Origin of the sequence: Dyella sp. (assembly GCF_036384435.1) — a bacterium.
Classification (GTDB): Bacteria; Pseudomonadota; Gammaproteobacteria; order Xanthomonadales; family Rhodanobacteraceae; genus GSA-30.
On the sequence record NZ_DASVMI010000099.1, the window covers coordinates 1 to 23,708 of the forward strand.

At 61.8% G+C, this 23,708-nt stretch carries 18 protein-coding genes and 1 pseudogene; 9 read left to right on the forward strand and 10 right to left on the reverse strand.

The genetic code is table 11. The features are described 5' to 3' along the window. Positions 1 to 53: 53 nt before the first annotated feature. From VF436_RS10005 to cysG, 4 genes are all read right to left on the reverse strand, one after another. Complete coding sequence (locus VF436_RS10005) at positions 54 to 1,586, reverse strand: efflux transporter outer membrane subunit (RefSeq protein ID WP_330903873.1); 1,533 nt, start codon at positions 1,584 to 1,586, stop codon at positions 54 to 56. Positions 1,587 to 1,667: 81 nt separating this feature from the next. Next, complete coding sequence (locus VF436_RS10010; protein WP_330903874.1) at positions 1,668 to 1,991, reverse strand: hypothetical protein; 324 nt, start codon at positions 1,989 to 1,991, stop codon at positions 1,668 to 1,670. Between the two features lie 153 nt (positions 1,992 to 2,144). Further along, positions 2,145 to 3,083, reverse strand: coding sequence for a cysteine synthase A (gene cysK, locus VF436_RS10015; RefSeq protein WP_330903875.1), 939 nt, complete (start codon positions 3,081 to 3,083; stop codon positions 2,145 to 2,147). A 37-nt stretch (positions 3,084 to 3,120) separates the two neighbouring features. Further along, positions 3,121 to 4,590 carry a siroheme synthase CysG gene (gene cysG / locus VF436_RS10020; RefSeq protein WP_414649834.1) on the reverse strand — a complete coding sequence of 490 codons (1,470 nt, stop codon included), beginning with the start codon at positions 4,588 to 4,590 and terminating at the stop codon, positions 3,121 to 3,123. 288 nt (positions 4,591 to 4,878) lie between these two features. Between cysG and VF436_RS10025 the strand changes: the two genes are divergently transcribed. Then, positions 4,879 to 5,877, forward strand: coding sequence for a LysR substrate-binding domain-containing protein (locus VF436_RS10025; protein ID WP_330903877.1), 999 nt, complete (start codon positions 4,879 to 4,881; stop codon positions 5,875 to 5,877). Positions 5,878 to 5,886: 9 nt separating this feature from the next. Here VF436_RS10025 and cysI read toward each other — a convergent pair whose 3' ends face one another. From cysI to VF436_RS10055, 6 genes are all read right to left on the reverse strand, one after another. Next, positions 5,887 to 7,572 (reverse strand): assimilatory sulfite reductase (NADPH) hemoprotein subunit, encoded by a 1,686-nt coding sequence (gene cysI, locus VF436_RS10030; protein ID WP_330903878.1) that lies wholly within the window; start codon positions 7,570 to 7,572, stop codon positions 5,887 to 5,889. A gap of 201 nt (positions 7,573 to 7,773) precedes the next feature. Beyond that, complete coding sequence (locus VF436_RS10035; protein ID WP_330903879.1) at positions 7,774 to 9,573, reverse strand: diflavin oxidoreductase; 1,800 nt, start codon at positions 9,571 to 9,573, stop codon at positions 7,774 to 7,776. Positions 9,574 to 9,756: 183 nt separating this feature from the next. Beyond that, positions 9,757 to 10,029, reverse strand: a complete 273-nt coding sequence (locus VF436_RS10040) for a hypothetical protein (RefSeq protein WP_330903880.1) — start codon at positions 10,027 to 10,029, stop codon at positions 9,757 to 9,759. 75 nt (positions 10,030 to 10,104) lie between these two features. Next, positions 10,105 to 10,275, reverse strand: coding sequence for a hypothetical protein (locus VF436_RS10045; protein WP_330903881.1), 171 nt, complete (start codon positions 10,273 to 10,275; stop codon positions 10,105 to 10,107). Between the two features lie 110 nt (positions 10,276 to 10,385). Beyond that, positions 10,386 to 11,960, reverse strand: coding sequence for a PAS domain S-box protein (locus VF436_RS10050; RefSeq protein ID WP_330903882.1), 1,575 nt, complete (start codon positions 11,958 to 11,960; stop codon positions 10,386 to 10,388). Positions 11,961 to 11,973: 13 nt separating this feature from the next. After that, positions 11,974 to 12,348, reverse strand: coding sequence for a response regulator (locus tag VF436_RS10055; protein ID WP_330903883.1), 375 nt, complete (start codon positions 12,346 to 12,348; stop codon positions 11,974 to 11,976). A 134-nt stretch (positions 12,349 to 12,482) separates the two neighbouring features. Between VF436_RS10055 and VF436_RS10060 the strand changes: the two genes are divergently transcribed. The 8 genes and pseudogenes from VF436_RS10060 to VF436_RS10095 all read left to right on the forward strand — a co-directional run. Continuing rightward, complete coding sequence (locus VF436_RS10060; protein ID WP_330903884.1) at positions 12,483 to 12,878, forward strand: response regulator; 396 nt, start codon at positions 12,483 to 12,485, stop codon at positions 12,876 to 12,878. Positions 12,879 to 13,100: 222 nt separating this feature from the next. Further along, positions 13,101 to 14,657: a glycogen synthase GlgA gene (gene glgA / locus VF436_RS10065; RefSeq protein WP_330903885.1), complete on the forward strand. Its 1,557-nt coding sequence runs from the start codon at positions 13,101 to 13,103 to the stop codon at positions 14,655 to 14,657. Positions 14,658 to 14,693: 36 nt separating this feature from the next. Continuing rightward, positions 14,694 to 16,877 (forward strand): 1,4-alpha-glucan branching protein GlgB, encoded by a 2,184-nt coding sequence (glgB, locus tag VF436_RS10070; protein WP_330903886.1) that lies wholly within the window; start codon positions 14,694 to 14,696, stop codon positions 16,875 to 16,877. Then, the gene (gene treZ / locus VF436_RS10075) at positions 16,874 to 18,631 is read left to right on the forward strand and encodes a malto-oligosyltrehalose trehalohydrolase (RefSeq protein WP_330903887.1); all 1,758 of its coding nucleotides are present in this window, start codon (positions 16,874 to 16,876) and stop codon (positions 18,629 to 18,631) included. Before glgB ends, treZ begins: the two co-directional genes overlap by 4 nt. Then, a complete protein-coding gene (gene malQ / locus VF436_RS10080) occupies positions 18,628 to 20,589 on the forward strand; it encodes a 4-alpha-glucanotransferase (protein WP_330903888.1) in 1,962 nt (653 codons plus the stop codon). Before treZ ends, malQ begins: the two co-directional genes overlap by 4 nt. Beyond that, the gene (gene treY / locus VF436_RS10085; RefSeq protein WP_330903889.1) at positions 20,582 to 23,176 is read left to right on the forward strand and encodes a malto-oligosyltrehalose synthase; all 2,595 of its coding nucleotides are present in this window, start codon (positions 20,582 to 20,584) and stop codon (positions 23,174 to 23,176) included. Before malQ ends, treY begins: the two co-directional genes overlap by 8 nt. Beyond that, positions 23,173 to 23,361, forward strand: a complete 189-nt coding sequence (locus VF436_RS10090) for a DUF2934 domain-containing protein (RefSeq protein WP_330903890.1) — start codon at positions 23,173 to 23,175, stop codon at positions 23,359 to 23,361. Before treY ends, VF436_RS10090 begins: the two co-directional genes overlap by 4 nt. Beyond that, positions 23,351 to 23,708, forward strand: a pseudogene (locus VF436_RS10095) (hypothetical protein); the annotation flags it as partial. The gene VF436_RS10090 and the pseudogene VF436_RS10095, both read left to right, overlap by 11 nt.

Consider the following 23,708-nt stretch of genomic DNA (forward strand, 5'->3'; position numbering starts at 1 on the left):
ATATTTGTAATCGCGGGGTTCACCGCCAGCTTCGCGGTCTTCGCGCTCGTCACTCATCGGGCCTCGTCCTTTGCGACAGCAGCAGGGAGCGCGGGCACGTTATCGGCCCGGTATCCGCCACCCAGGGCGTGGATCAGGGAAAGATCGGTGGAAAGCATCTGGCTTTTCAGTTGCAATTGCGTATCGCGTTGCTGGTCGACCTGCAACAAGCCGGACAGATACTGGCGATCGTCGTCGATGCCTTGCCGACGGCGCTTATCGGCCCTGGCGGCCAGTTGGCTACGAGCAGCCAGTTCCTGATCCTGCTGGTGCCGCGCTGCGTCGATCTGCCGCAACGTAAGCACCTGCTGGGCGACATCGTGCGCGGCTTGCACCACGGTGTGGTTATAGGACGCCACCGCACTGTCGAGCTGTGCCTGGCTGCTTTCAAATTGCGCTCGCAGGCGTCCGCCGGAGTAGATCGGCAATTGCACCGATGGCCCGATATTGCCAATGGTCAGGTCCGTGCGCTCACCAGACCCCAGGTTGGGATAGATACGCAGGTAAGCGGCCAACGCGGACAGACTGATATCCGGGTAATAAGCGGCGCGTGCCTGGTCAATGCCCCGCGATGCCGCTTCGATCTGCCAGCGCGCGGCAACGATGTCGGGGCGGCGGGCGATCAAGCCCAGCCGCGCATCCGGCGGTAATTCCGCGTCCGGCTGCGGCAACGGTCTTGGCGACAAGGCGCCAAGCTCCTGCGGCGAAACTCCCGCCAGTGCGGCGATCTGGGCCAGATCCAGCGAAGCAATGCCTTCGAGCATCACCGTGGCGCGACGCTGTTGCGCCAGTTGCGCGTCTGCGGTGTCGAGCATCTGCGGATCATCCAGCCCGGCATGGACACGCTTGTTCACCAGATCGCGGTAGGCTCCAGCGGTCGCTTCGGCCTCGTGCGCCACGCCCAGGCGGGCCTGGGTGGCTTGCCAGTCGAAATAGGTAGCGGCGATGTTGTATTGCAGGGAGGAGGCTACCGTAGCGCGCTCGGCCTGCGCGGCGTTGGCCTGCCCTACCGCCGCGGCCACTGCGGCTTTCTGCTTGCCCCATAAATCCAGATCCCAACGAAACAGTGCTCCGGCCACCCCAGAGTTGCTCCAGCTGTGTCCGGGGCTCAACTCGATACCTTGCGCCGAACCCGAGGCTCCGGGCGCCTGACCATGCAGGTCGACGTCGCTGTAACCGTGCGCACCGTTGAGCAGACCCTGGACCTGCGGCTTGAGCTGCGCACGTTGGGTATCAACAGCCACTGCCGCCGCGCGATACCGAGCCTGGGCCTGCTCAAGATCCGGCGAGCCACGCATCGCCAGTTCCATCAAGCGATCCAGTTGCCGGTCGCCGTACGACTTCCACCATTCCGGCTCGGGCCATCCTGCCTGCCCGGTTGGAAGACCGGCCAGCGGCACTGTGTCATGTGGTACGAAAGCCGGCGGCCGCACCTCGGGGGCGCAGGCCGTGAGCGCGAGTGCCACGGCAAAGGATACGCCGGCGCACATCACAGCGATTGGCGAGCGCCAGCCGCGCATGCGCCGTAACACTCGGGGCTCACGCATCACGGTCGGCTATCCATAAGCGCGTCACACGCCACCGCGCGGCGCACTCGCACAGGCGCCGCACGTCACAAGACAATCGCATCAATCGGCTTCCTTGTCTTGCGGAAGCTCGGTATTGGACATCGGATGTTTCTGGCCCGGCGCCATGAAGTCGCCCGCACCCGTAGTGTTGCCAGAAACATAGCTGTCGTCGCTGTCGACATGATCCCGCTTCGTGCCTGCCGATGGCTTGTTGCTGGTCACCTTGCTGGGGCTGGTACGCTGGTCTAGGGGGATATTCTGGCCAGGGATGCGTTCCGGTGCGTTCTTCGGCTGACTGGGTGCCGCATTCCGATGCTTGCCGGTATCAGTCGATGCAGCCTGCGTGCCTTCACTTTTGTCAGAGTCTTGTGCATGGCGGGTCATGATCATCTCTTCCGTTGCCGGCTTCGTTACCGTTCGGTCGAGTGTTGGTCATGCAAAGTCATCGTAGCGAGAAAGAAGCGTGCATGAATTGCGCGTGCGTACTCTACGGGGCCGTGCCACGACGTTGATGCGTCATGGCACGGTCGGCGACGATCAGATGTCGTCGCTACCTTCATTGACACCTTCGAACAGGAAGGTCGAGAGATAGCGCTCGCCGGTATCGGGGAGCATCGCCAAGATCACCGAATTCTCGGGAGCCTTTTCTGCTGCTTGCAAGGCAGCGGCCACCGTTGCACCGGAAGAAAGGCCGACGAAGATGCCCTCTTCCCTGGCCAGGCGGCGAGCCGTGTCGCGTGCCACCACGTCATCGACAGGTAATACGTCGTCTGCGATACCGCGATTGAGCACCTTGGGCACGAAATCGGGCGTCCAACCCTGGATCTTGTGCGGCTGCCACTCCTTGCCACTGAGCAGCGCCGCGCCGGCGGGCTCGCTGGCCACGATGCGTACCTCGGGGCGAGCCACCTTGAGCACCTCTCCCACGCCAGTCAACGTGCCGCCTGTTCCCCATCCAGTCACGAAATAATCCAGGCGCCGGCCAGCGAAATCGCGCAGGATCTCAGCCGCGGTCGTGCTGCGATGGTAGGCGGGGTTCGCGGGGTTCTCGAACTGTCGCGCCAGGAACCAGCCGTGCTCGGCAGCCAGCTCCTCGGCTTTCTTGACCATGCCCGACCCGCGCGCAGCGGCGGGAGTGAGTATCACCTTGCCGCCATAGGCACGGATGAGCTTGCGTCGTTCGATCGAGAACGTTTCGGTCATGATCGCCACAAACGGGTAACCCCGTGCAGCGCATACGGCGGCAAGTGCTACGCCGGTATTGCCGGACGTCGCCTCGATCACAGTCTGGCCGGGCTGGAGCGCACCGGTCCTTTCCGCATCAAGAATGATCGCCAAGGCGAGACGATCCTTGACAGACCCGGCCGGGTTGAAGGCTTCCACCTTGGCATAAAGCTGGACGTGGCTTGGCGCCACACGATGCAGCTTGACGATGGGAGTGTTGCCGATCGTATCGATGATGCTTTCGTAGATCATGGGTTTCTTCTTTTCCGTGGAAGACGCGGGAAGGACATCACACCTGGGCCAGCCGCGATGGTAGCTTCGGTTCGTGGCGCGCGGGTGAAGTGTCACCAGGCATGTCCATGTGGTCAGACCCGAACCAGCCCAACTGGTTCGCCAGTGCAGCCGTTTCGCCAAGAATCAACAGTGCCGGCGAACCAACCGCCTGGCGACGCGCCCGTTGCTCGAGTTCAATAAGCGTGCCGGTGATGACACGTTGCGTCGAACGCGAGCCGTTTTCAACCAGGGCAAAAGGCGTATGTCCGGCACGGCCGTGAGCCAGCAGGTTCTCCTGCAACCGGCCCAGTTCAGCCACGCTCATGTAGACCGCCAGGGTCTGCCGCTCGGCCGCTAACGCGGCCCAATCGAGCCCCTCGGCGGCGCCAGCTCCATGCCCGGTAATGAACTGGACGGATGACGCCAGCTTCCGGTGCGTCAGGGGAACGCCACTGTAGGCGGCACAAGCCAGCGCGGCCGTGATTCCAGGCACCACCTGGTAGGGAATGCCATGAGCACGTAGCACTTCGAGCTCTTCACCGCCGCGACCGAATACGAACGGGTCGCCACCCTTCAGGCGCACCACGCGCCGGCCCTCGCGCGCGAAACGCAGCATCAGCGCATGGATGGCATCCTGGGTGACATGATGGTTGCCGGCCTCCTTGCCGACCTCGATAAATCGTGCGTCTCGCCGCGCCAGGGCGAGCACCTCTTTACTCACCAGTCTGTCGTGCAATACAACGTCTGCTTCGTTGAGGGCACGCAAGCCACGCAGGGTCAACAACCCGGGGTCGCCCGGGCCCGCCCCCACCAGGATCACCTCACCTTGCCGATGATCCAATAGCGCATCGTCTTCAAGAGCATCGTCGACAATGCGCTCGGCCTCTCCATCAAGCCCCGCACGTAGCCGGTCCAGCAGGCTGCCACTGAGCAATCGTTCGTACCAGCGCCTACGTGGCCCGGTATCCGGATAGCGTTCGCGAATGCTTGGACGCTTGCGACTGAGCAGTGATGCCAAAGGTCCCCACGCATGATCGATGAGGATCTCCAGCCGCTCACGCAATACGCGTGCCACCATCGGCGCCTCGCCACCACTTGAGATTGCAATAGTCACTGGCGCCCGATCCACCACGGAGGGCACATGGAAATGCGAGACCGATGCATCATCGACCACGTTGACCCACACTCGACGAGCCTCCCCCATGGCGGCCACCCGGGCATTGAGTGCGCGATCGGAGGTGGCCGCAATGGCCAGCCAGATACCGTCGAACAGGGCTTCGCAAAATCCACCAGAAGACACGCGGATGCGTTCATCGACCACCCATTGTCCCAGCGTGGGGGTCAATACCGGTGCGGATACCACCACATCCGCGCCTGCGTCGACCAGCGCCTTGATCTTGCGCTCGGCCACGACACCACCGCCGACGACCAGTACGGCACGACCCCGAAGGTCGGCAAATAGGGGATAAAGCTTCATGGTGTTCAACGGCGACCGGCATACCCGAGGAAGCCTCAACGCTAACGAGCCCTTACGCACGACTAAAATGATTTATGACGCAAAAGATATATCCGGAGGTTATGAGACAAGCGAAATTCGTTGACGATCGCATTAAATAGATGTATAGACGTCTGTTCATGAACGTCGAAACCGCTCCTCTCGCCCATCCTACCGAGCATCCTAGGCCGAGCTTGGTCCGGGGGATGTGTCGATGTATGCGCCCCAGCAACTCTCCGGTCGCATCACCTCTGACCATCTCTTTGCGAGTCGCTTTCCATGACGCTTACCCAATTACGCTTTCTCGTCGCCATCGCTGACGCAGGCCTCAACATCACGCTGGCGGCCGAACGCGTGCATGCCACCCAACCCGGATTGAGCAAGCAGCTCAAGCAACTTGAGGATGAACTGGGGTTTCAGTTATTTACCCGCAAGGGCAAGAGCCTGGAAACCATTACCCACGCTGGTGGCCACGTACTCGAACGCGCACGCATTATCCTGGCCGAGGCAGCCAATATCCGCTCCCTGGCCGCTAACCTGCGCAACGAGGCACGTGGTGACCTGCGCATTGCCACTACGCATACCCAGGCACGCTTCGTGCTGACCCATGCCATCGCCACGTTGAGTCGCGTCTATCCGCAGGTCAGCGTGCATCTGCAACCTGGACGGGAAAGCGATGCTCTGGCGCTGCTCGATGGCGGCCATGTGGACATGGCTATCGTGAGCACCTCCGGTGCACCGCCGGCAGGGGGTATCGCACTGCCCGCCTACCGTTGGAATCGCATCGTGCTGGTGCCACGCGACCATCAACTGGCGAGGCTGCCACGCGAACTCACCCTGGATGAACTGGCTGCCGAACCGTTGATCAGCTATGACTCGTCGCAAAAACCCGAATCCTCGCTGCGCCGTGCTTTCGATAACGCGGGGCTGCGTCCGCAGATCGCTATTACCGCAGCCGATGCCGACCTGATCAAGACCTATGTCAGGGCGGGCCTGGGCGTGGGTGTACTAGCCGAAATGGCCCTGTTGGCACGCGATACCGAAGATCTGCGCGCGCTACCTGCCGACCATCTGTTTTCGCGCTGCACGACATGGATCGTGCTGCGCCGGGAAAGCGTGCTGCGCGAATACGTCCTGGAATTTGTCGAGCGTTTCGCGCCTCACCTGGATCGTCGCGACATTACGCGAGCCATGGCTTCAGGAACGCACGTAACCGAGGGCAGCGCCGTCCCGCACTGGCGTGAACGCCAGCAGGTGGAAGGCGGCGTGGCCGCCTGAATATACCCTCTAGGCGGACGCGGTCACCGTGTCGGCGTCGCGTGCGATCGCGCCGGATCGAACCAGGAAATCGCCGAAGTCCTCGGCGGGCTTGCGATCGCGCGCGTAGCGCTCCAGCAGCAGGTCGAGCGCGTCGACGATGGCTTGCTCATCGGCATTGACCAGGTGGACCCGGTTAAGGCGCTCGCCGCGACGATCGGCGCCCAGTCGCAGGTCATAACGGCCTGGAGCACGACCGACCAGGGCAATTTCGCCAAGATACGGACGAGAGCAACCATTTGGGCAACCGGAAAGCCGTAGATGAATGGGTGTGTCGCGCAATTGATGATGCTCCAGTAAGGCCTCCAGCCGCGCCACGAAATCCGGCAGGTAACGCTCGGCCTCCGCCATGGCCAGGCCACAGGTCGGCAGGGCCACGCAGGCCATGGCGTGCAAACGCACGGGCGCATGCCGTGTGTGCGCATCCAGGCCATGGGCAGCCACTATCGCATCGATACGATCGCGCTGGCTGGCCGGGACATTGGCTACGATCAGATTCTGATTGCAGGTCAACCGGAAGTCGCCCTGATGGATCGAGGCCAATGCACGCATGCCACTCAACCAGCGGCGCTGCCCCACATCAGCCAGTCGCCCGGATTCGATGTGCAGGGTCAGATGCCAACGATCGTCATGCCCTGGTGACCAGCCGAAACGATCGCCATTGTGGTCGAACGCCGCCACTTTGGCCGGGGCCAGCGCCCAACCCAGCCGCTCCTCCACCTCCTGCCTGAAGGCAGCCAGCCCGTGGCGGTCGATGGTGTATTTCAGGCGTGCAAGCTTACGTTCTACCCTGTTACCCCAATCGCGCTGCACGGCGACGATGGTCTCGGCCACGGCAAGCAACTGCTCGGGCACGACGAAGCCCACGATGTCGGCCAAGCGCGGATAGGTGTCGGGATCACCGTGCGTGGCACCCATGCCGCCGCCGATTGCTACGTTGAACCCCCGTAGCTCGCTTCGTTCGATGATCGCGATCAGTCCCAAATCCTGCGAAAACACATCCACGTCGTTGAGCGGCGGGATAGCAATGCCGATCTTGAACTTGCGCGGCAGATACGTAGGACCATAAAGCGGCTCGTGCTCAACCGGACCATCCAGCGGCTCACCGTCGAGCCAGATTTCGTGATAAGCCCGTGTCGCCGGCTCCAGATGTTCGGAAAGCCGCGCAGCCCATGCATAGGCCTGAGCGTGAGCTGCTGGTTCGACTGGCTGCGCGCTGCTGACCACGTTGCGCGCAATGTCCCCGCACGCGGCGATCGTAGTTGCCATTGCATGGTGAATCGCCGCGATAGTAGGCTTGAGATGGCCTTTGATGACGCCATGCCACTGGAAGGTCTGCCGACTGGTGATGCGTAGCGTACCGTTGGCGTATTCGCGTGCAAGACGATCGAACTCCAACCATTGCGCTGGCGTCACTACACCTCCTGGCAGTCGTGCGCGCAACATGAAGCTATAAGCCGGCTCCAGCTTCTGCCGACGCCGCTCTTCGCGCAGATCCCGATCATCCTGCTGGTAACTGCCGTGGAACTTGATCAGCTTGGTATCGTCATCGGCGATTGCCCCGGTCACCGGATCACTCAGGCTTTCGGCGATGCTGCCTCGCAGATTGCGGCTCTGGCCCTTTACACGTTCAAAATCGGAGGGGTACTGGCTCATGGGGTTCTCAGGTCATGGAAGGCACGCAAATCGGAATCAGCACAGCAGGAAGACAGCGGCGAACCCCAAAAGGGGCAAATCGTTGAAGAGGCCGGGTCGCCGCCAGGGAAAATCTTTCAGTGTTTGGAAGGCTTCTTGTGTTGTGACGGACCACGCGCCTCAGGGGTTTGCATGCCCAGGGCCAGAAGTAACGTCAAAGTCTCAATAGACGTCTCGCGCATACCGGCCTTCTTGCATCAGGCCATTCAGCCAGTTCGCGGCACTTTCGGCATCATGACCGCCGTGCGTGACGGCGATATCCACCAAGGTCGCGTGCACGTCGCCGGCCATCGCCACAGCATCGCCACATACGTACAAGTACGCTCCCTCACTCAGCCAAGCATAGATATCCGCACCCTGCTCGCGCAGTCGATGCTGCACGTAGATTTTTTGCGCCTGATCGCGCGAGAAGGCCAAGTCAAGCCGATGCAGCGAGCCGCGCCTACGTTCGGCCTGCCATTCCACCTGGTACAGAAAGTCGTTCTGAAAATGCCGGTTGCCAAAGAACAACCAATTGCGGCCAGCTGCGCTACGCTCACGGCGCTCCTGCACGAAGGCCCGGAAGGGCGCCACGCCTGTGCCTGGGCCGATCATGATGATGTCCCGAGTATCGTCAGCTGGCAGCCGAAATCGTTCATTGGCCTCAATAAATACGCGCGGTCGCACATCTTCGCCACCATCGGCCAAATAGCCCGATGCTGCGCCGCGGTGGCGCAGGCCGTGGGCCAGTTCGTCTACCACGGCAATGGTCAAATGCACCTCTTCATCCCCGACCGCCAACGGACTGGATGCAATCGAATACAACCGGGGAGTTTGCGGACGTAATGCGTCGACCAGTGCTTGCGCGCCCCAGCCGGGCCTGTATCGAAGCAGCAGGTCCAATGGACGGCACGAATGCGCCAGAGCGCTCCAGGCGGCGCCCTGGCCTGGTTGCAACGCCCGGGTCAATGACTCGTCCACGTTACCCAAGGCAGTGACGAAGGATCGGCTCAGTCGCGTCAACTCCAATTCGGTCGACAGCCACTGCGCCAGGGTCAGCTGGCGTCCTCCTCGCGTCGCCACGGCGTCGCGGTCTAGCCCCAGGATGTCCAACCAAGTATTGACCAGCGCGGCCGAATGCACCGGCCAGATACCTAGGGCATCACCCGGGGTATAGCGAAGACCGGACCCGCTCAATGATAACTCGACATGGCGGACCTCGCGCTCGCTGTCGCGTGAAACGATCCGCTCGTTGGCCAGTATCTCGGCGACGAACGGCCGGTCGCGATCATGCTGGATCGATACGTCAGCAGGCACAGGCACGTAACGATCCGTCACGGGCGCCCCACCCGTTGCACCGACTGCACGTGCGACGACCACGTCCGACCAGGGGCCCGCCACGGTATCGATGTCCAGGTCCGCCTCGGCGGCAGGCGCAATGCGTTGAGCTCCCAACTCAGCTAGCCTGGCATCCACCTGGCGTCCGATCGCACAAAATTGTGGATAACTGGAATCACCAAGGCCGAGCACGGCATAGTGTAGTTCGCTCAGCGCCGGCGCACGCTTACTGCTCAGGAAGTCGATCCACCCACGCGCATCGTCCGGTGGGTCTCCGTCACCCTGGGTACTGATGACGACATAGAGTTGGCGCTCGTGTGCCAACTCCCGTTGTCCATAGACATCAGCGCGCACGAGTCGCGCAGTCAACCCTGATGCAACCAGCCGGCCTAGCAGTCGCTCGGCGGCACGCTTGGCGTTGCCGGTCTGGCTGCCGTAGAGCACGGTGGCCTGGTGACGAGTCGCGGGGGTTACGACCGACAAGGGTCTGGATGCGCCAGGCCTTTGCTCGGCCAGACTAGCGGCGAAGGCCGCTACGGCATAAAGCTGCGCCGGACTGAGATCCTGCACCAAGTCATGTAGCAGCTTGAGCTTCTTGTCGCCCAGCGCCGGCTGCGTCGGCGTAGGCAGGGTCACCGCGTTCACAAAACCACCTTGGGACGTCTTTACGGCCGGATGAGGAAGCTTCCACGCTAGCCTTGACTCTTCTCGGCGGGAAAGGAATTGTTGCGATGACCATATGCTCTCTGAGCATGAACCGACCGTCCGACGCCTGCCTGCGGCACAAGGAGCGCCACAGGCAGGACGGGCTTGGGGCTACGCTGTTCGTCAGTGCGCGGTACCCGATGACGCCGGAGCGCCACTGGCGGCCGTGCTGGCCGGGGCCGGAGTGCTCGAAGGCGAGCTTGGCGGAGCCGACGGCGGCGTAGTACTGGAGGGGCTGCTCTGGGCGCCGGCCGGCGGGGTGGAAGCCGGTGGCGTCGCTGCAGTAGACGTCTGGCCAGCCCCTGGTTGTGCCGCCTGGTCGTTGTCGTTTTTCTGGCAACCACCCAGGGCCAACGCGACGCCCACGGTCACAATACAAAGGGTAAGACGATTCATGTAGTTCTCCTGTGTTGCGTGCGCAACTTACGCGGAGACGCCGTGACCGCCATGGTCACGGCGCCAAAGTCGGGATCAATGCTCCCGATTCTTCAGGCTCTGCTCACCCGGCTGCTGCGTATGTTGATGCTGCTGCTCGCGTGAACTGGCGTTCTTGCTATGTTGCTGGCCCGGTCCGGTCTGGGCCGGCCTGCGTTGCTGCCGATCGTTCATGCCGCCGGCATTGGGTTTTTGCTGGTCGCTCATGTCATACCTCCGGTGAGTTGCACGCGTCGGTGTCGGCAAGATCACGGACGCCCGAAGAGCTTGAGCCACCTCGGCGCAAACCGACGCGTATCACCCATCAACAGGCTCTTCTACAAATCAACACCGACTGTCGGGTCGCATAAGGGCAACCGTAATTCCACTCGCGTGCCCATGCCCAGGGTGGAGCGTAGCGTTACCGTACCCTGGGACTGCTTCACGAAACCGTGAATCATCGATAGGCCTAGACCAGTACCCTGCCCCAAAGGCTTTGTCGTGAAGAACGGATCGAACACGCGGGCCGCCATGTCTTGCGTCATGCCGATGCCATCGTCTTCCACGACGAGAGCAACACAGGCTCGCTGGCGGGGCGAAGCCGGCAGCGGCTGAGTGGAGATGCGCAGGGTTCCGCCATCGGGCATGGCATCGCGTCCGTTGATCGCAAGATTCAGCAGGGCCGTCTCAAGCTGGTTGGCGTCGCACATCACATACAGCGGCTCAGAAGAAAGGCTGATCGCCATATGTATGCGCTTGCCGACACTGCGTTCAAGCAGGTCGGTCATTGAAGACACGAGGTAATTGATATCCACGCGACTGGGCATAAGCGGCTGACGCCGGGCGAATGCCAACAGGCGGCGGGTCAAATGCATGGCTCGCTCGACCGAGCACAACGCCTTCTCGATCTGTATGCCGGCGGCCTCCAGATCGCCGCGCTCAAGGCGCAGTTGCGCTACCTCCAGGCCGCCGGTCAAGGCCTGCAGGATATTGTTGAAATCGTGCGCGACGCCGCCGGTCAATTGCCCCAGTGCATCAAGTTTCTGCGACTGGAACAATTGCTCGCGCATCTCCTCCAGTTCGGTTTCTGTGGCGCGCTGCTCGCTGACATCCTGAATGACCAGGGCAAAACCATGCAACTCGCCCGTTCCATCGCGCAGGGCGCTCAGTTTCATATGAGCCGTAAAACGCTCGCCATCACGGCGCAACGCCGCATGATCGGCATCGTAGCTCCCCATGGTGGCAGCCATATCGAGCATTTTTTCGACGCCGCCGCGGGGGAGTTCGTCGACGGAAAACAGCCGCTCCAGCGTATCGCCGACGATACTTTCGGCATCCAGGCCGGTGATGCGCTGTGCGCCGGCGTTCCATTCACGAACGCGCCCATCCCGGTCGAGCATGCACAAGGCGCGATCGGGCACGCTTTCGACAAATAAGCGATAACGCCTTTCACTCTCTTCCAGGCGCGCCTGGGCGTGCCAGCTCTCGGTAATGTCACGCGTAACTTTGGCAAATCCCAATAGCGCGCCACCGGGATCGCGAATAGCATCGATGGCCACCTGAGCACGGAAACGGCTGCCATCGCGCCTTACGCGCCAAGCCTCACCATGGAAGCGCCCATTGCGCCGGGCAACCTCGAGCGCCGCGGCGGGCGCATGACGGGCCTGATCTTCTTCGGTGTAGAAAATCGAAAAATGACGCCCGATGACTTCTTCAGCATCATAACCCTTGATCTGGCGAGCACCGCTGTTCCAACTGGTGATATGGCCCTGCGGATCGAGCATGTAGATCGCATAGTCGACCACCGATTGCACTAGCAACTGGTCGCGCGCGGCCGCATCCAGTCCAGCCACGTCCGGCGTTGGCTCAGGACATGGCGTCATGGTTACGACGATGTTTTCGCTGACGGACATATCCTGCAATTTCTTAATAACCTTGCTTTCGGGTTCGGGCACAGGCTTCGGCAACAACAGTCAACAAGGTCTGCCTACCAAAGGGCTTGGGAAGGAAACGCATATCCTCCTTGAGCGGGGTTTCCGCCCAGCCCAGGTCGCCAGAGACGATGATCATCGACGCGCGGTTACCCCGAGCCCTCAATTCGTAGGCCAGCTCAATACCATTGAGGCCGTCACGAAGGTTCACATCAGTGAAGACCGCGCCGATGTCCGGGTGCTGCTCGACCAGCCGCAAGGCCTGAGCCGCGTTACGGGCCGGGAGTACCTGGTATCCCGCGTCTTCAAGCAACACACTGGTGACTTCCATGACGTCCATATCGTCTTCGACCAAAAGAACCGCATCCACAAGCAACCTCGACACGCCAGTCGCATCGTGAAGTGCACCCCAGCCCAGGTGATTTTTCCGTGATGACCCGTATGTGTATGAATTGGCGTCTATTTCACAATTTCATCATGAATGTTCAAGGATCGTAGTGAACTTTGAACAAGCGATCGGGGCAGGAAGTGATGGGTTCGATACTGGTCATCGATGACGAACCGGCCATTCTGGACGTGACGACCGCCCTGCTCACTGCCTACGGCTACCCGCATTACACCGCTCAAACCCCTTCGACCGCAATGCAACTACTCGCCGACAACGACGACATTGATGTGGTGCTCGCTGACGTCAATCTCGGCAACGGTATGGATGGCTTGACGGTCGCCGAAGACATCGCCGCGAAAGGCTGGCATGGATCATTCATTATCGTGTCGGGCGACCCGGAAGCATTTGCCGGTCGGCGTGGTCATCTGAAACGTGCGCAATTTCTGATGAAGCCGTATGGCCGCAAAAGCCTGATCGAAGCACTCGAGTCCGCTCGCGCCATGGCACCTTGATAGTCGCGTAGTGACACTCGCGTGACAACACGCACGCATCGGGTGCGTTCTATCCAATTGTCATCACGTTCTTTGAGGGTTGCTTACACGCCTGCTTGATCGGGCGTCCCTTACATTGCCTCCAGGCGGCGCTTCTGCCCGGCTTCGCCATTCACACCACCCTCAACTGTTGCGCAGCCGGATGTGCCGGCTTGCGCCAGTGCCGATGCGAGGCTTCAATTCATGACGGCTATCGTCGATCCAGGAACCCAGGCAAGGAGGCGCGCACTGCGCCGCTCCGCCACGCGCGACGGGGCCGCAACAGCTTCGTTGCATCGACGCACCGATCGAACCGCTCAGCTAACGCCTCAACCGGCACGGCAGGTGCTGTTCGTCACAACGGAAATGACCGACTTCATCAAGACGGGCGGGCTTGGCGACGTCGCGGCGGCGCTACCGCGCGCCCTGAGCGCGACGCAGGATATGCGTGTCTTGATTCCGGCTTACCCCTGCGTACTGGCCAAGGCGCGGTCGCTCACCTGGGTGGGGCGTACCCGAGCTTTCGCAGGCTTGCCGGAAACACGCATCGGCCAGATGGAAACCGAAGACGGACTTGTCGTCTATGTGGTGCATCAACCGGACCTTTTTGAGCGTGAAGGGTCATCTCCCTACATCAGCCCAATCGGCGGCGATTGGTCCGACAACGCCATACGCTTCGCCACCCTGTCCTATGCCGCGGCCCAGATCGCCATTGGCAAAGCCGGCATGGCTTGGCAGCCGGATGTGCTGCATCTCAATGATTGGCCCACTGCGTTGGCCGCTTGCTATGCCCGATGGGATGGTCACGATGTACCCACGGTGCTGACTTTGCATAACCTTGCATACCAAGGCTTATTCCCAGTGGCTATGCGCCATGCGCTGGGATTTCCACGCCAGACCCCGGAAGCCGAGTTCCACGGCCATCTGTCGTTTCTGCGTGCTGGCCTGATCCACGCGGACTATATTACGGCGGTCAGCGGCAGCTATGCGCGCCAGATCATCCAGCCTGCCCACGGCATGGGCCTGCACTTGCAATTGGAAAAGAAAGCCGCGCAAGGACGGTTGGTCGGGATCCTCAATGGCATCGATCCAAGCTGGAACCCAGCGATCGATCCCGCGTTGCCCGCTCCGTTCACCGTCAACCAGATGGCATCGCGCACGGCGATTGCCGCAAAGGTGCGCGAGGAATTCGGACTACGCGAGCCGCGTGGCCCCCTGTTCGCCTTCGTTGCGCGCATGGTGCACCAGAAGGGTGTGGACATGGTATGCGACGCCGCCCCGCAGATCGTAGCGGCGGGCGGACAACTGATCATGATCGGCTGCGGCGATATCTCGATGGAGCGCGATGTGGCGAGGCTGGCCCGACGCTTCCCGGGACAGGTAGGCGTCCATATCGGCTTTGATGATGGTATGGCACGGCGTATGTTCGCCGGTTCGGATTTCCTGCTGATGCCTTCGCGTTTCGAGCCCTGCGGCCTGAGCCAAATGTATGCGCAGGCTTATGGCAGCCTGCCGATCGCCCACGCCACCGGCGGGCTGATCGACACGATCGAGGATGGCGTGACCGGACTGTTGTTTCAGCATCCCCACGTCGCTGGACTGCGCCATTCGTTGCAGCGCGCCTTCCGCATTTTTGAAGACCCGGCCCTGCTCGGCGCCATGCGTAGGGCAGCCATGCTCGAACCGCATGACTGGAGCGGCCCGGCCAGCAAATATGCGTCACTTTATGCATTGGCTTCCCCGGTACGAGCCGCGGCCTAGCGAATGCAAGCAGCTTGCGAGGACGTTTCTTTTCTCATGGATATTGGTCTTGATCGCGCCGAATTGACCTTGTTGGCGCAGGGTAGGCATGTCGACCCGTTTGCACTGCTTGGATCGCATCACGAAGGTGACGGCTGGGTTGTGCGCATCAACGCGCCTGGTGCTAACCGCATTGCCGTGTACCACGCCAACGGCTCGCTGTGGGGCCATGCCGAACGTGTGTGGGATGGATTGTTCGTGGCCCATGGCGACGGTGATCCAGGTCGTTATCAGTTATCAATTCAATGGCCCTGGGGTGTGGAGCGACAGGCTGATGCCTATGCGTTCGGGCCTTTGCTCGACGAAGCGGATCTGCGAGCCTTCCATGAGGGACACCTTGTCCACCCTGCCGACATCTTTGGAGCGCACTCAGTAAAGGTGGGCGACACGATTGGCGTGCGCTTTGCGGTGTGGGCTCCCAACGCATGTCGCGTGTCCGTGGTCGGCGACTTCAATCGATGGGATGGCAGGCGTCACCCGATGCGCCTTCGCCATACCGCTGGCGTATGGGAGATCTTCATCCCTGGTGTGCAGCCGGGAGCTCGCTACAAGTTCGAACTGCTAGACCCGCAAGGACGACTGCTGCCGTTGAAAGCCGACCCCTATGCAAGGCAAATGGAACATCCACCGGCATCGGCATCCATCGTTCCTGCACCCTTTAAAATTCAATGGCATGACGCAGGCTGGATGGAGGGGCGTCGCGAAACCCAGCGACGCGATGCGCCGATTTCGATCTATGAGGTGCACGTGCCTTCATGGCGGCATGGCGCCGACGGCCGTCCGTTGCAGTGGGACGAACTGGCCGCCCAGCTGATTCCCTATGTATTGGACATGGGGTTTACCCACATCGAACTGCTACCCGTCAGCGAACATCCCTTCGGAGGCTCATGGGGCTACCAGCCACTGGGCATCTATGCGCCGACAGCCCGCCTTGGGCGTCCGGAAGCATTCGCTCGATTCGTCGACTCTTGCCATACCGCCGGCATCGGCGTCATCGTCGACTGGGTCAGCGCGCACTTTCCCAATGATGCCCACGGCCTTGAACGTTTCGACGGCACCGCGCTCTACGAACATGCCGATCCTCGTGAAGGCTTCCATCACGATTGGCACACGCTGATCTTCAACTTCGGACGTCGCGAGGTACGGCAGTACTTGATCGGCAGCGCTCTGGAATGGTTGCGCCGCTTCCATCTCGACGGCCTACGCGTAGACGCAGTGGCCTCGATGCTGTATCGCGATTACAGCCGAAAGGAAGGCGAATGGATTCCTAACCATTACGGCGGGCGCGAAAACCTCGAAGCCGTGGCCTTCCTGCGTGAACTCAATCAGAAAGTAGCCGAACATTGTCCTGGCGTGCTGGTGATCGCCGAGGAATCAACCGCATGGCCCGGTGTGACAGCCAATGTGAGCGAGGGCGGCCTGGGTTTTCAGTACAAATGGAACATGGGATGGATGCACGACAGCCTGGGCTACATGCAACGCGACCCCCTGTATCGCTCCCATCATCATCACGACCTGACCTTTGGCGTGACCTATGCGTTCGCCGAGCGATTCATCCTGCCGTTGTCTCATGATGAGGTCGTGCACGGCAAAGGTTCGCTGCTACAACGCATGCCCGGTGACGAGTGGCAGCGCTTCGCCAACCTGCGCGCGTATTTCGGCTTCATGTGGACGCATCCAGGCAAGAAATTGCTGTTCATGGGTGGCGAATGGGGATGCGAGAGCGAGTGGGATCATGACGCATCGCTGGACTGGAATGCACTCAACCGCCCCTATCACGAGGGCGTGCGACGCCTTGTCGCCGACTTAAATCGCGTACTGGTGCACGAACCGGCGCTGCACCAGGAGGATGCGCATCCACGTGGCTTTCACTGGCTGATTGCCGACGATGCACAGCAATCGATTTATGCCTATATGCGATTCGGCCGCGACGATGTACCGCCGGTCCTGGTGATATGCAACTTCACACCCGTGCCACGAGAGGATTTCCGCATTGGTGTGCCTGTCGGTGGGGCATGGAGGGAAATATGCAATACCGACAGCGATTACTATGCCGGCTCCAATGTGGGCAATGGTGGAATGGTGGTGGCTACCGCCGATCCATCGCACGGCTACGCACATTCGCTCAGCGTGCGCGTTCCGCCGCTGGCTACGTTGATCCTTCGCGCGGAGGGTGAATGAGGCAGACATTCGACGAGCGGCGCTACGGCGCGTTGTTTCACTCCGATGGACGCACCCTGTTTCGCCTCTGGGCACCAGATGCACGCCAGGCAGCCGTCATCCTCGATGACCGGGAACTGCCGATGACCGCGTTGGGTGATGGAGACTTCGAATGCTTCGCCAATATATCGGCCGGCACGACCTATCGCTATCGCGTGGATGGGCTGACAGTGCCCGATCCCGCCTCGCGGGCCCAGCAGGAAGACGTCGACGGGCCAAGCATCGTGGTCGATCCGTACGCTTACCGCTGGTTCCACGATGAGTGGACTGGCAAGCCGTGGCACGAAGCGATCATCTGCGAGCTGCATGTGGGCCTGATGGGCGGCTTCGAGGGAGTACGCGCTGCCCTGCCCGCCCTGCGCGACGCCGGCTACACCGCCATCGAATTGATGCCGGTCGCGGAATTTCCCGGTAATCGCAACTGGGGCTACGACGGCGTGCTGCCCTACGCACCCGATGCGTCTTATGGCCCCCCCGATGCGCTCAAGGCATTGGTGGATGACGCCCATGGTCTGGGCCTGATGGTACTGCTGGACGTGGTCTACAACCACTTTGGGCCTTATGGCAATTACCTAAGCAGCTACGCCTCGGGCTTCTTTCGCCAGGACACACCGACCCCTTGGGGGGCGGCCATCGATTTCCGACGCCGTCAAGTGCGGCGATTCTTTATCGACAATGCGCTGATGTGGCTGGAGGAATATCGCTTTGACGGCCTGCGGCTGGACGCGGTGCATGCTATCCGGCCTGTATCGTTCCTTGATCGGCTAGCCGATGCGATCGGCCAGCGAATCGATCCACGACGCCATGTACACCTTGTCTTGGAAAACGAGCGCAATAGCGCCCGCCTGCTGCGTCACGAATACACGGCGCAATGGAACGATGACGGCCACAATGCATTGCATGTTCTGCTGACGGGTGAACACGAGGGTTATTACGCCGACTATGCCCCTGCCCCTGCGGTGAGCCTGCAACGCGTTCTTGCCGAAGGCTTCGCTTTCCAGGGCCAGCGCGACCGGCGCGGCATGAAGCGCGGAGAACCCAGCGGACACCTGCCGCCCAGCGCGTTCGTGATGTTCTTGCAAAATCACGATCAAATTGGCAACCGTCCCCTGGGCGATCGACTGGCATCGATGATTACGGCGCCACGCTGGCGCGTGGGCATGGCGCTGGTTGCGCTCAGCCCCATGATTCCCCTGTTTTTTATGGGCGATGATTGGGGATGCGATACGCCCTTCTTGTATTTCACCAGCCATCCGGGAGAGCTGGCCGATCTGGTTCGCGAAGGTCGACGTCGGGAATTTGCGCACTTCGCCGGATTCAGCGATTCAGCGCAGCGGGCTCGTATTCCCGATCCCAACGCACGCGAAACGTTCGATGCCTCGATACCGCGCGGTGCCGACTCAGCACTGGCCGTCGCCACACGCGAGTGGTTCCGCGGCCTGCTCGATGTACGCAAGCAGCATCTCATTCCACATCTGAGCGGATGTCATGCATTGGGTTGCGCCAGGCTCGGAGAGCGCGCGCTGCGCGCGCAATGGCGGCTGGCCGATGGCCGTTTGTGGACCGTGGCCTTGAACGTGGACGATCTGCCGGTTCCTTGCGAGGCACCACCAGGTTCCACCTTACTGTGCCAGGTCGCCGCCGATCCGCAGGACACGTTTACCGGGATGCTCGCGCCAGACAGTTTCGCGGTATGGATCGGAGGCGATGCGTGAAACCCGATGCCGCGCTGCTTCGGCGTGCCGCCGCCGCTGGTTTGCAACCGGAGTGGATCGACACCCAGGGACATCGGCAACGGGTAAAGGGCGAATCACTGGAGGCCTTACTGGCTTGCCTGCCGCCCGATACGCCGCACGCACGCGCCCCGTTGGTGACCGCCGATGCCGGAAAGCGCATTGCTTTGGGTAGGGATCGACGCCCGGTCACCTGTTTCGATGAGCGACAGCAACACGTGCCGTTGGAAAGCGACCGCCATGGCTTGCCACTTGCACCGCGGGAGCCGGGCTACTATCGATTGCAGCAAGGCCGCGACAGCATCACGCTGGCGGTGGCGCCTGCGCGCTGCTTCCTGCCGCAGGACGCGGCAGGCGTGGCTCAGCCAGCTTGGTGGGGATTGTCGGCCCAGGTCTACAGCTTGCGCACGGACCATGATGGCGGTCTCGGCAACAGCGAGGCTGTCGCTCGCTTGGGGCGGCGCGAGGCGGCCGCCGGGGCCCAGGTGCTTGCTCTGAGCCCGTTGCACGCCGCCGCGCCAGTGACGGGATATTTCAGCCCTTACGCCCCCTCGCATCGCGGCATGCTCGACTGGATGCAGATCGATCCGGCCCAGGTAGCTGGGGCTGAGGCATGGCATGACGCGATAACGCATAGCGGTCAGGCCACTCGTTGGGCAAATGCGCAGAAGAGACGCCTGGTGGACTGGCGCGAGCAATACCTGATGCGACGCAAGATATACCAAAGCCTGTTCCAGCGCTGGGGCCAACGCGATGTGGCGCGTCTGGCGTGGAGCCGACATGCCAGCGAAGGCGGCGATGCCTTGCGTCACCATGCGATATTCGCAGCACATCAGGCCATGCTTGCCGAGCACGGTTGCGCTGCGCGGATCGACTCGTTGCCCGGCTGGACTGCGCCGGGCGACAGCGCGGTGGGGCCGTTCGTTCGCGAACACACCGAGGCGGTGTATTTCGAATATTTCCTGCAATGGCTCGCACGAACCTGTTGGACCGGCACGCAACGCGCATTGGTCGATGCCGGACAACGCTTGGGGCTGTTATGGGATCTGGCTGTTGGCTTCGTACCGGACGGCAGTGAAGCCTGGCAGCATCATGAGCGCATCGTGCGTGGCGCCACGCTGGGCGCTCCAGCCGATGCGTTCAATCCCGAGGGACAGTCATGGGGTATTACTGGCTATTCACCGCAAGGCCTACGCCAAAGCGGCTATCGTCCACTGATCGATTTGCTACGCGCCATGATGGCGCGCGGCGGCGGCATCCGCATCGACCACATCCTGGGCTGGTCACGGCTATGGCTGGTGCCCGACGGCGCGCCAGCCTCCGACGGGGCCTACCTGACCTGCGCGCTCGACGACACGCTACGCTTGCTGACACTTGAATCATGGCGGCATCGCTGTGTGGTCATCGGCGAGGATCTGGGCACGGTGCCCGATGGCTTGCGCAACGTGTTGGCACGTCGGGGGGTGCTCGGCCTGGATGTGCTGCTGTTTACCCGTGACGAAGATGGTCAGTTCCTGCCGCCCGAACAGTGGCGCAGTCACGCCGCCGCGATGAGCACCACGCATGACTTGCCGCCGCTGGCAGGTTGGCGAGCTGGCGACGACATCCAGACATTGGGCGCGATCCAGTCCTGGCCACAACGCATGCGGCGCTCGCGCATGGCTACGCGTCGGCGCGACGTGAAGGCACTGGATCACATGACGAGCCAGGATAGCGGCGCCCCACCCATACGGGCGGCGCTGCGCAGTGTCGCGCGCTCGACGTCCCCTCTCGCCCTGATTCCCGTGGAGGACGCCTTAGGCCTGCGCCAGCAGGTGAATCTGCCTGGCACTACCACCGAACACCCCAACTGGCGACTACGTACACGCTGGGACCTGCCGAGGCTGGAGACATCCATGCAATGGATCGCACGCCAGCGATCAACAGTACGCCATGACTGAGCTGACCAGTACCGCACGTATACAACTGCATAGCGGCTTCGATTTCGATGCCGCCGCCCAAGCCGTGCCCTATTACGCACGCCTGGGCATCAGCCACTTTTATCTGTCGCCGATCGCCAGGGCACGTGAAGGTTCAACCCACGGCTACGACGTGGTGGACCCGGGAATCGTCAATCCGGAACTAGGCGGCGAGGACGCACTGGGCAGGCTGATCCAGGCCCTGCATCGTCACGACATGGGTGCCATCGTGGACATCGTGCCAAACCATATGGCCGCCGATACGGCCAATCCGTGGTGGCGCGACGTACTGCAGCATGGTCGCGATAGCCGTTATGCCAGCTTCTTCGACATCGAATGGGACGCACCCCATACACAAGGGAAAATCTGGCTACCTGTGCTCGGCGAGCCTCTGGACACCTTGCTCGAACGTGGGGAATTGTCCATGCGTGAACACCAGGCTGGCTCTTGGGAGCTGGCCTATGGCCCGCTACGCTTCCCCTTGTCCGATACGAGCCAGGCATTACTGCAGGAAGAAGGCCTGCTGCCCGGCACGCTGCGACGCCTGCTCGCCTTGCAGCACTATCGTCTGGCATGGTGGCGCAGTAGCGCCGATGTGGTCAATTACCGTCGTTTCTTCGATATCGACGGCCTGGTCGCCCTGGCGATGAATCGCCCGGACGTATTTCAGGCCGTGCACGCCCTGCCATTGCGCTTGATCGAGCGGGGCTGGATCGATGGCTTACGTGTCGACCATGTCGACGGCATCGCCAATCCTCGCTGGTATCTGCGACGCCTGCGCCGCGAGGTGGAGGCGGCGCGGCAACGACGTGGCGGTGAGACTCCAGTGACCATCCATGTTGAAAAGATCCTTGCGGCCAAAGAGACAGTGCCTGCGTCGTGGCCCGTCCAAGGCAGTACCGGCTACGACTTCATGGATTGGGCCGGCGCGCTGCTGCACAGTCCGGTCGCGCTGCCGATCTTGTCGCAGCGCTGGCACGAATGCAGTGGACGCCCCGCACAGTTTCGCGAAGAAGAAAGGACCGCACGCCTGGAATGGATGCGCGGTGGCCTGCATACCGACCTGTCGCGTTGCCTGCGCCAATGGGAGCGTTATCTCGCCTGCCTGCCCGAGCAAGGAGACATCACGGTTGCCGCCGTGGGACGCGCCTTGATGCAGGTGCTCGAACATATGCCGGTGTATCGTAGCTATCTGGGGCCTGGCCGCCCCTCGCGCGCTGACCGGGCAGCCCTCAACCATGCATTTGAAAAGGCCGATAGCTGCAACTCTCCCGACGACCACGACGTACGCCAATGGCTGCGGCGCCAGTTGCTTGAAGTCCGGCTGCGCGACCAAGAGCCCGTGGCGCGCACGCACCTGCGTCGCGCGCGCCAGCGTTTTGAGCAACTGTCTGCCCCCTTGAACGCCAAGGCGGTCGAGGATACCGCTGGCTACCGATATGGCGCCTTGCTGTCACGTAATGAGGTCGGCAGCGATCCTTCACGCTTTGCCCTTTCGATCGACGGCTTCCATCGCGCAATGGAACAGCGTGCCGCCCAGCATCCCTTGAGTCTTTCGGCTACCGCCACCCACGATCACAAGCGTGGCGAGGATGCCCGTGCCCGCCTGGCGTTGCTGAGTGAGCGACCGATTCGCTGGGCCGAACACCTCGCTCGCTGGATCGAACAACTGCGCCACGACAACCCCGGGCCGAGTGCCGGCGACGTGGCGATGCTGCTGCAGACCGCTATCGCAGCATGGTCGCCAGCGCTGAAGGAGCATGATGACGAGGCGCTTGCCGTTTTCGGCGAACGACTGGAATCCTGGTGGATGAAGGCGTTGCGTGAGGCGCGCTGCCACACGCGCTGGACCGCGCCGGATGCTCGCTACGAGGCACGTGCACAATCGTTAGTGCGTCGATTATTCGGCGACCCGGCCATGGCGCCTTTACGCGACGACATCGCGCGCACCGCCCATGGATTAGACGCGGCAGGCGCACTCAATGGGCTGGTCGTAACCACGCTACGCCTGACCACGCCGGGCATTCCCGATCTATATCAAGGCACCGACTACTGGGATCAGTCCCTGGTAGACCCGGACAATCGCCGCGATGTCGATTATGCCGAGCGCGCAACGAGCCTGCGGACCGATATGTCGCTCGAATCGCTGTTGTCCAGCTATCGCAATGGCCACATCAAGCAGGCGCTGTTGGCGCGGCTATTGGCATTTCGTCGCGCCCACCCTGATCTGATGCGCCATGGCGACTACCAGCCGTGGCGGGTAACCGGTGCAGCCATCGGCCATGTGCTGGCTTTCGGAAGAAGCCATGGCGACCAGACATTGATCGTGGCCGTTCCCCTGCACACAGCCCATTGGCTGGAGACTGCCGAACAACCCCGGGTGCAGGCCAGTTGCTGGGGCGAGGACATGCTGCTGCCCGATCACCCCCTGCCACCACATGATCTTGTCGATGTCCTGACGGGACAATCTCTATCTTCTAACGACGAAACAGCATGGCGTCTATCGAAACTCTTTGCGAACTGGCCCGTGGCGGTGCTACACGCCAGCATGCAGGCAAAACCACAATGAGCGACAACCCCGATCGGGACGAACGTATTCGGCAACTGGCCCATCGGATCTGGGAATCCGAAGGCCGGCCACAGGGACAACAAATAAGACATTGGCAAATGGCGACGCGGCTGGTCGAGGCCAGCGAACGAGCCGGTCAAGAACGACAACGCGATACGCAAAGGCCCGAAGACGATGGCGACTGATACCTTGGTACCTCCCACCCATGACGCGGGTACGGACGAACCGCTTCCCATAAGCTCTATCGACGTCAATGACGCCGCCCCCCATCCAGCGCGGCGTCCTTCACGCGTACGCGAGGGGCGTCCATTTCCGCTTGGCGCGACCTGGGACGGCCTTGGCGTCAATTTCGCGCTGTTCTCCGCCCATGCCACAAAGGTGGAACTGTGCCTGTTCGATGAACAAGGGCGCGAGATCGAACGTATCGCGCTGCCGGAGTACACCGACGAAATCTGGCACGGCTACCTGCCCGATGCGCGGCCAGGCCAGATCTACGGCTATCGCGTGCATGGGCCCTATGACCCATGCGCAG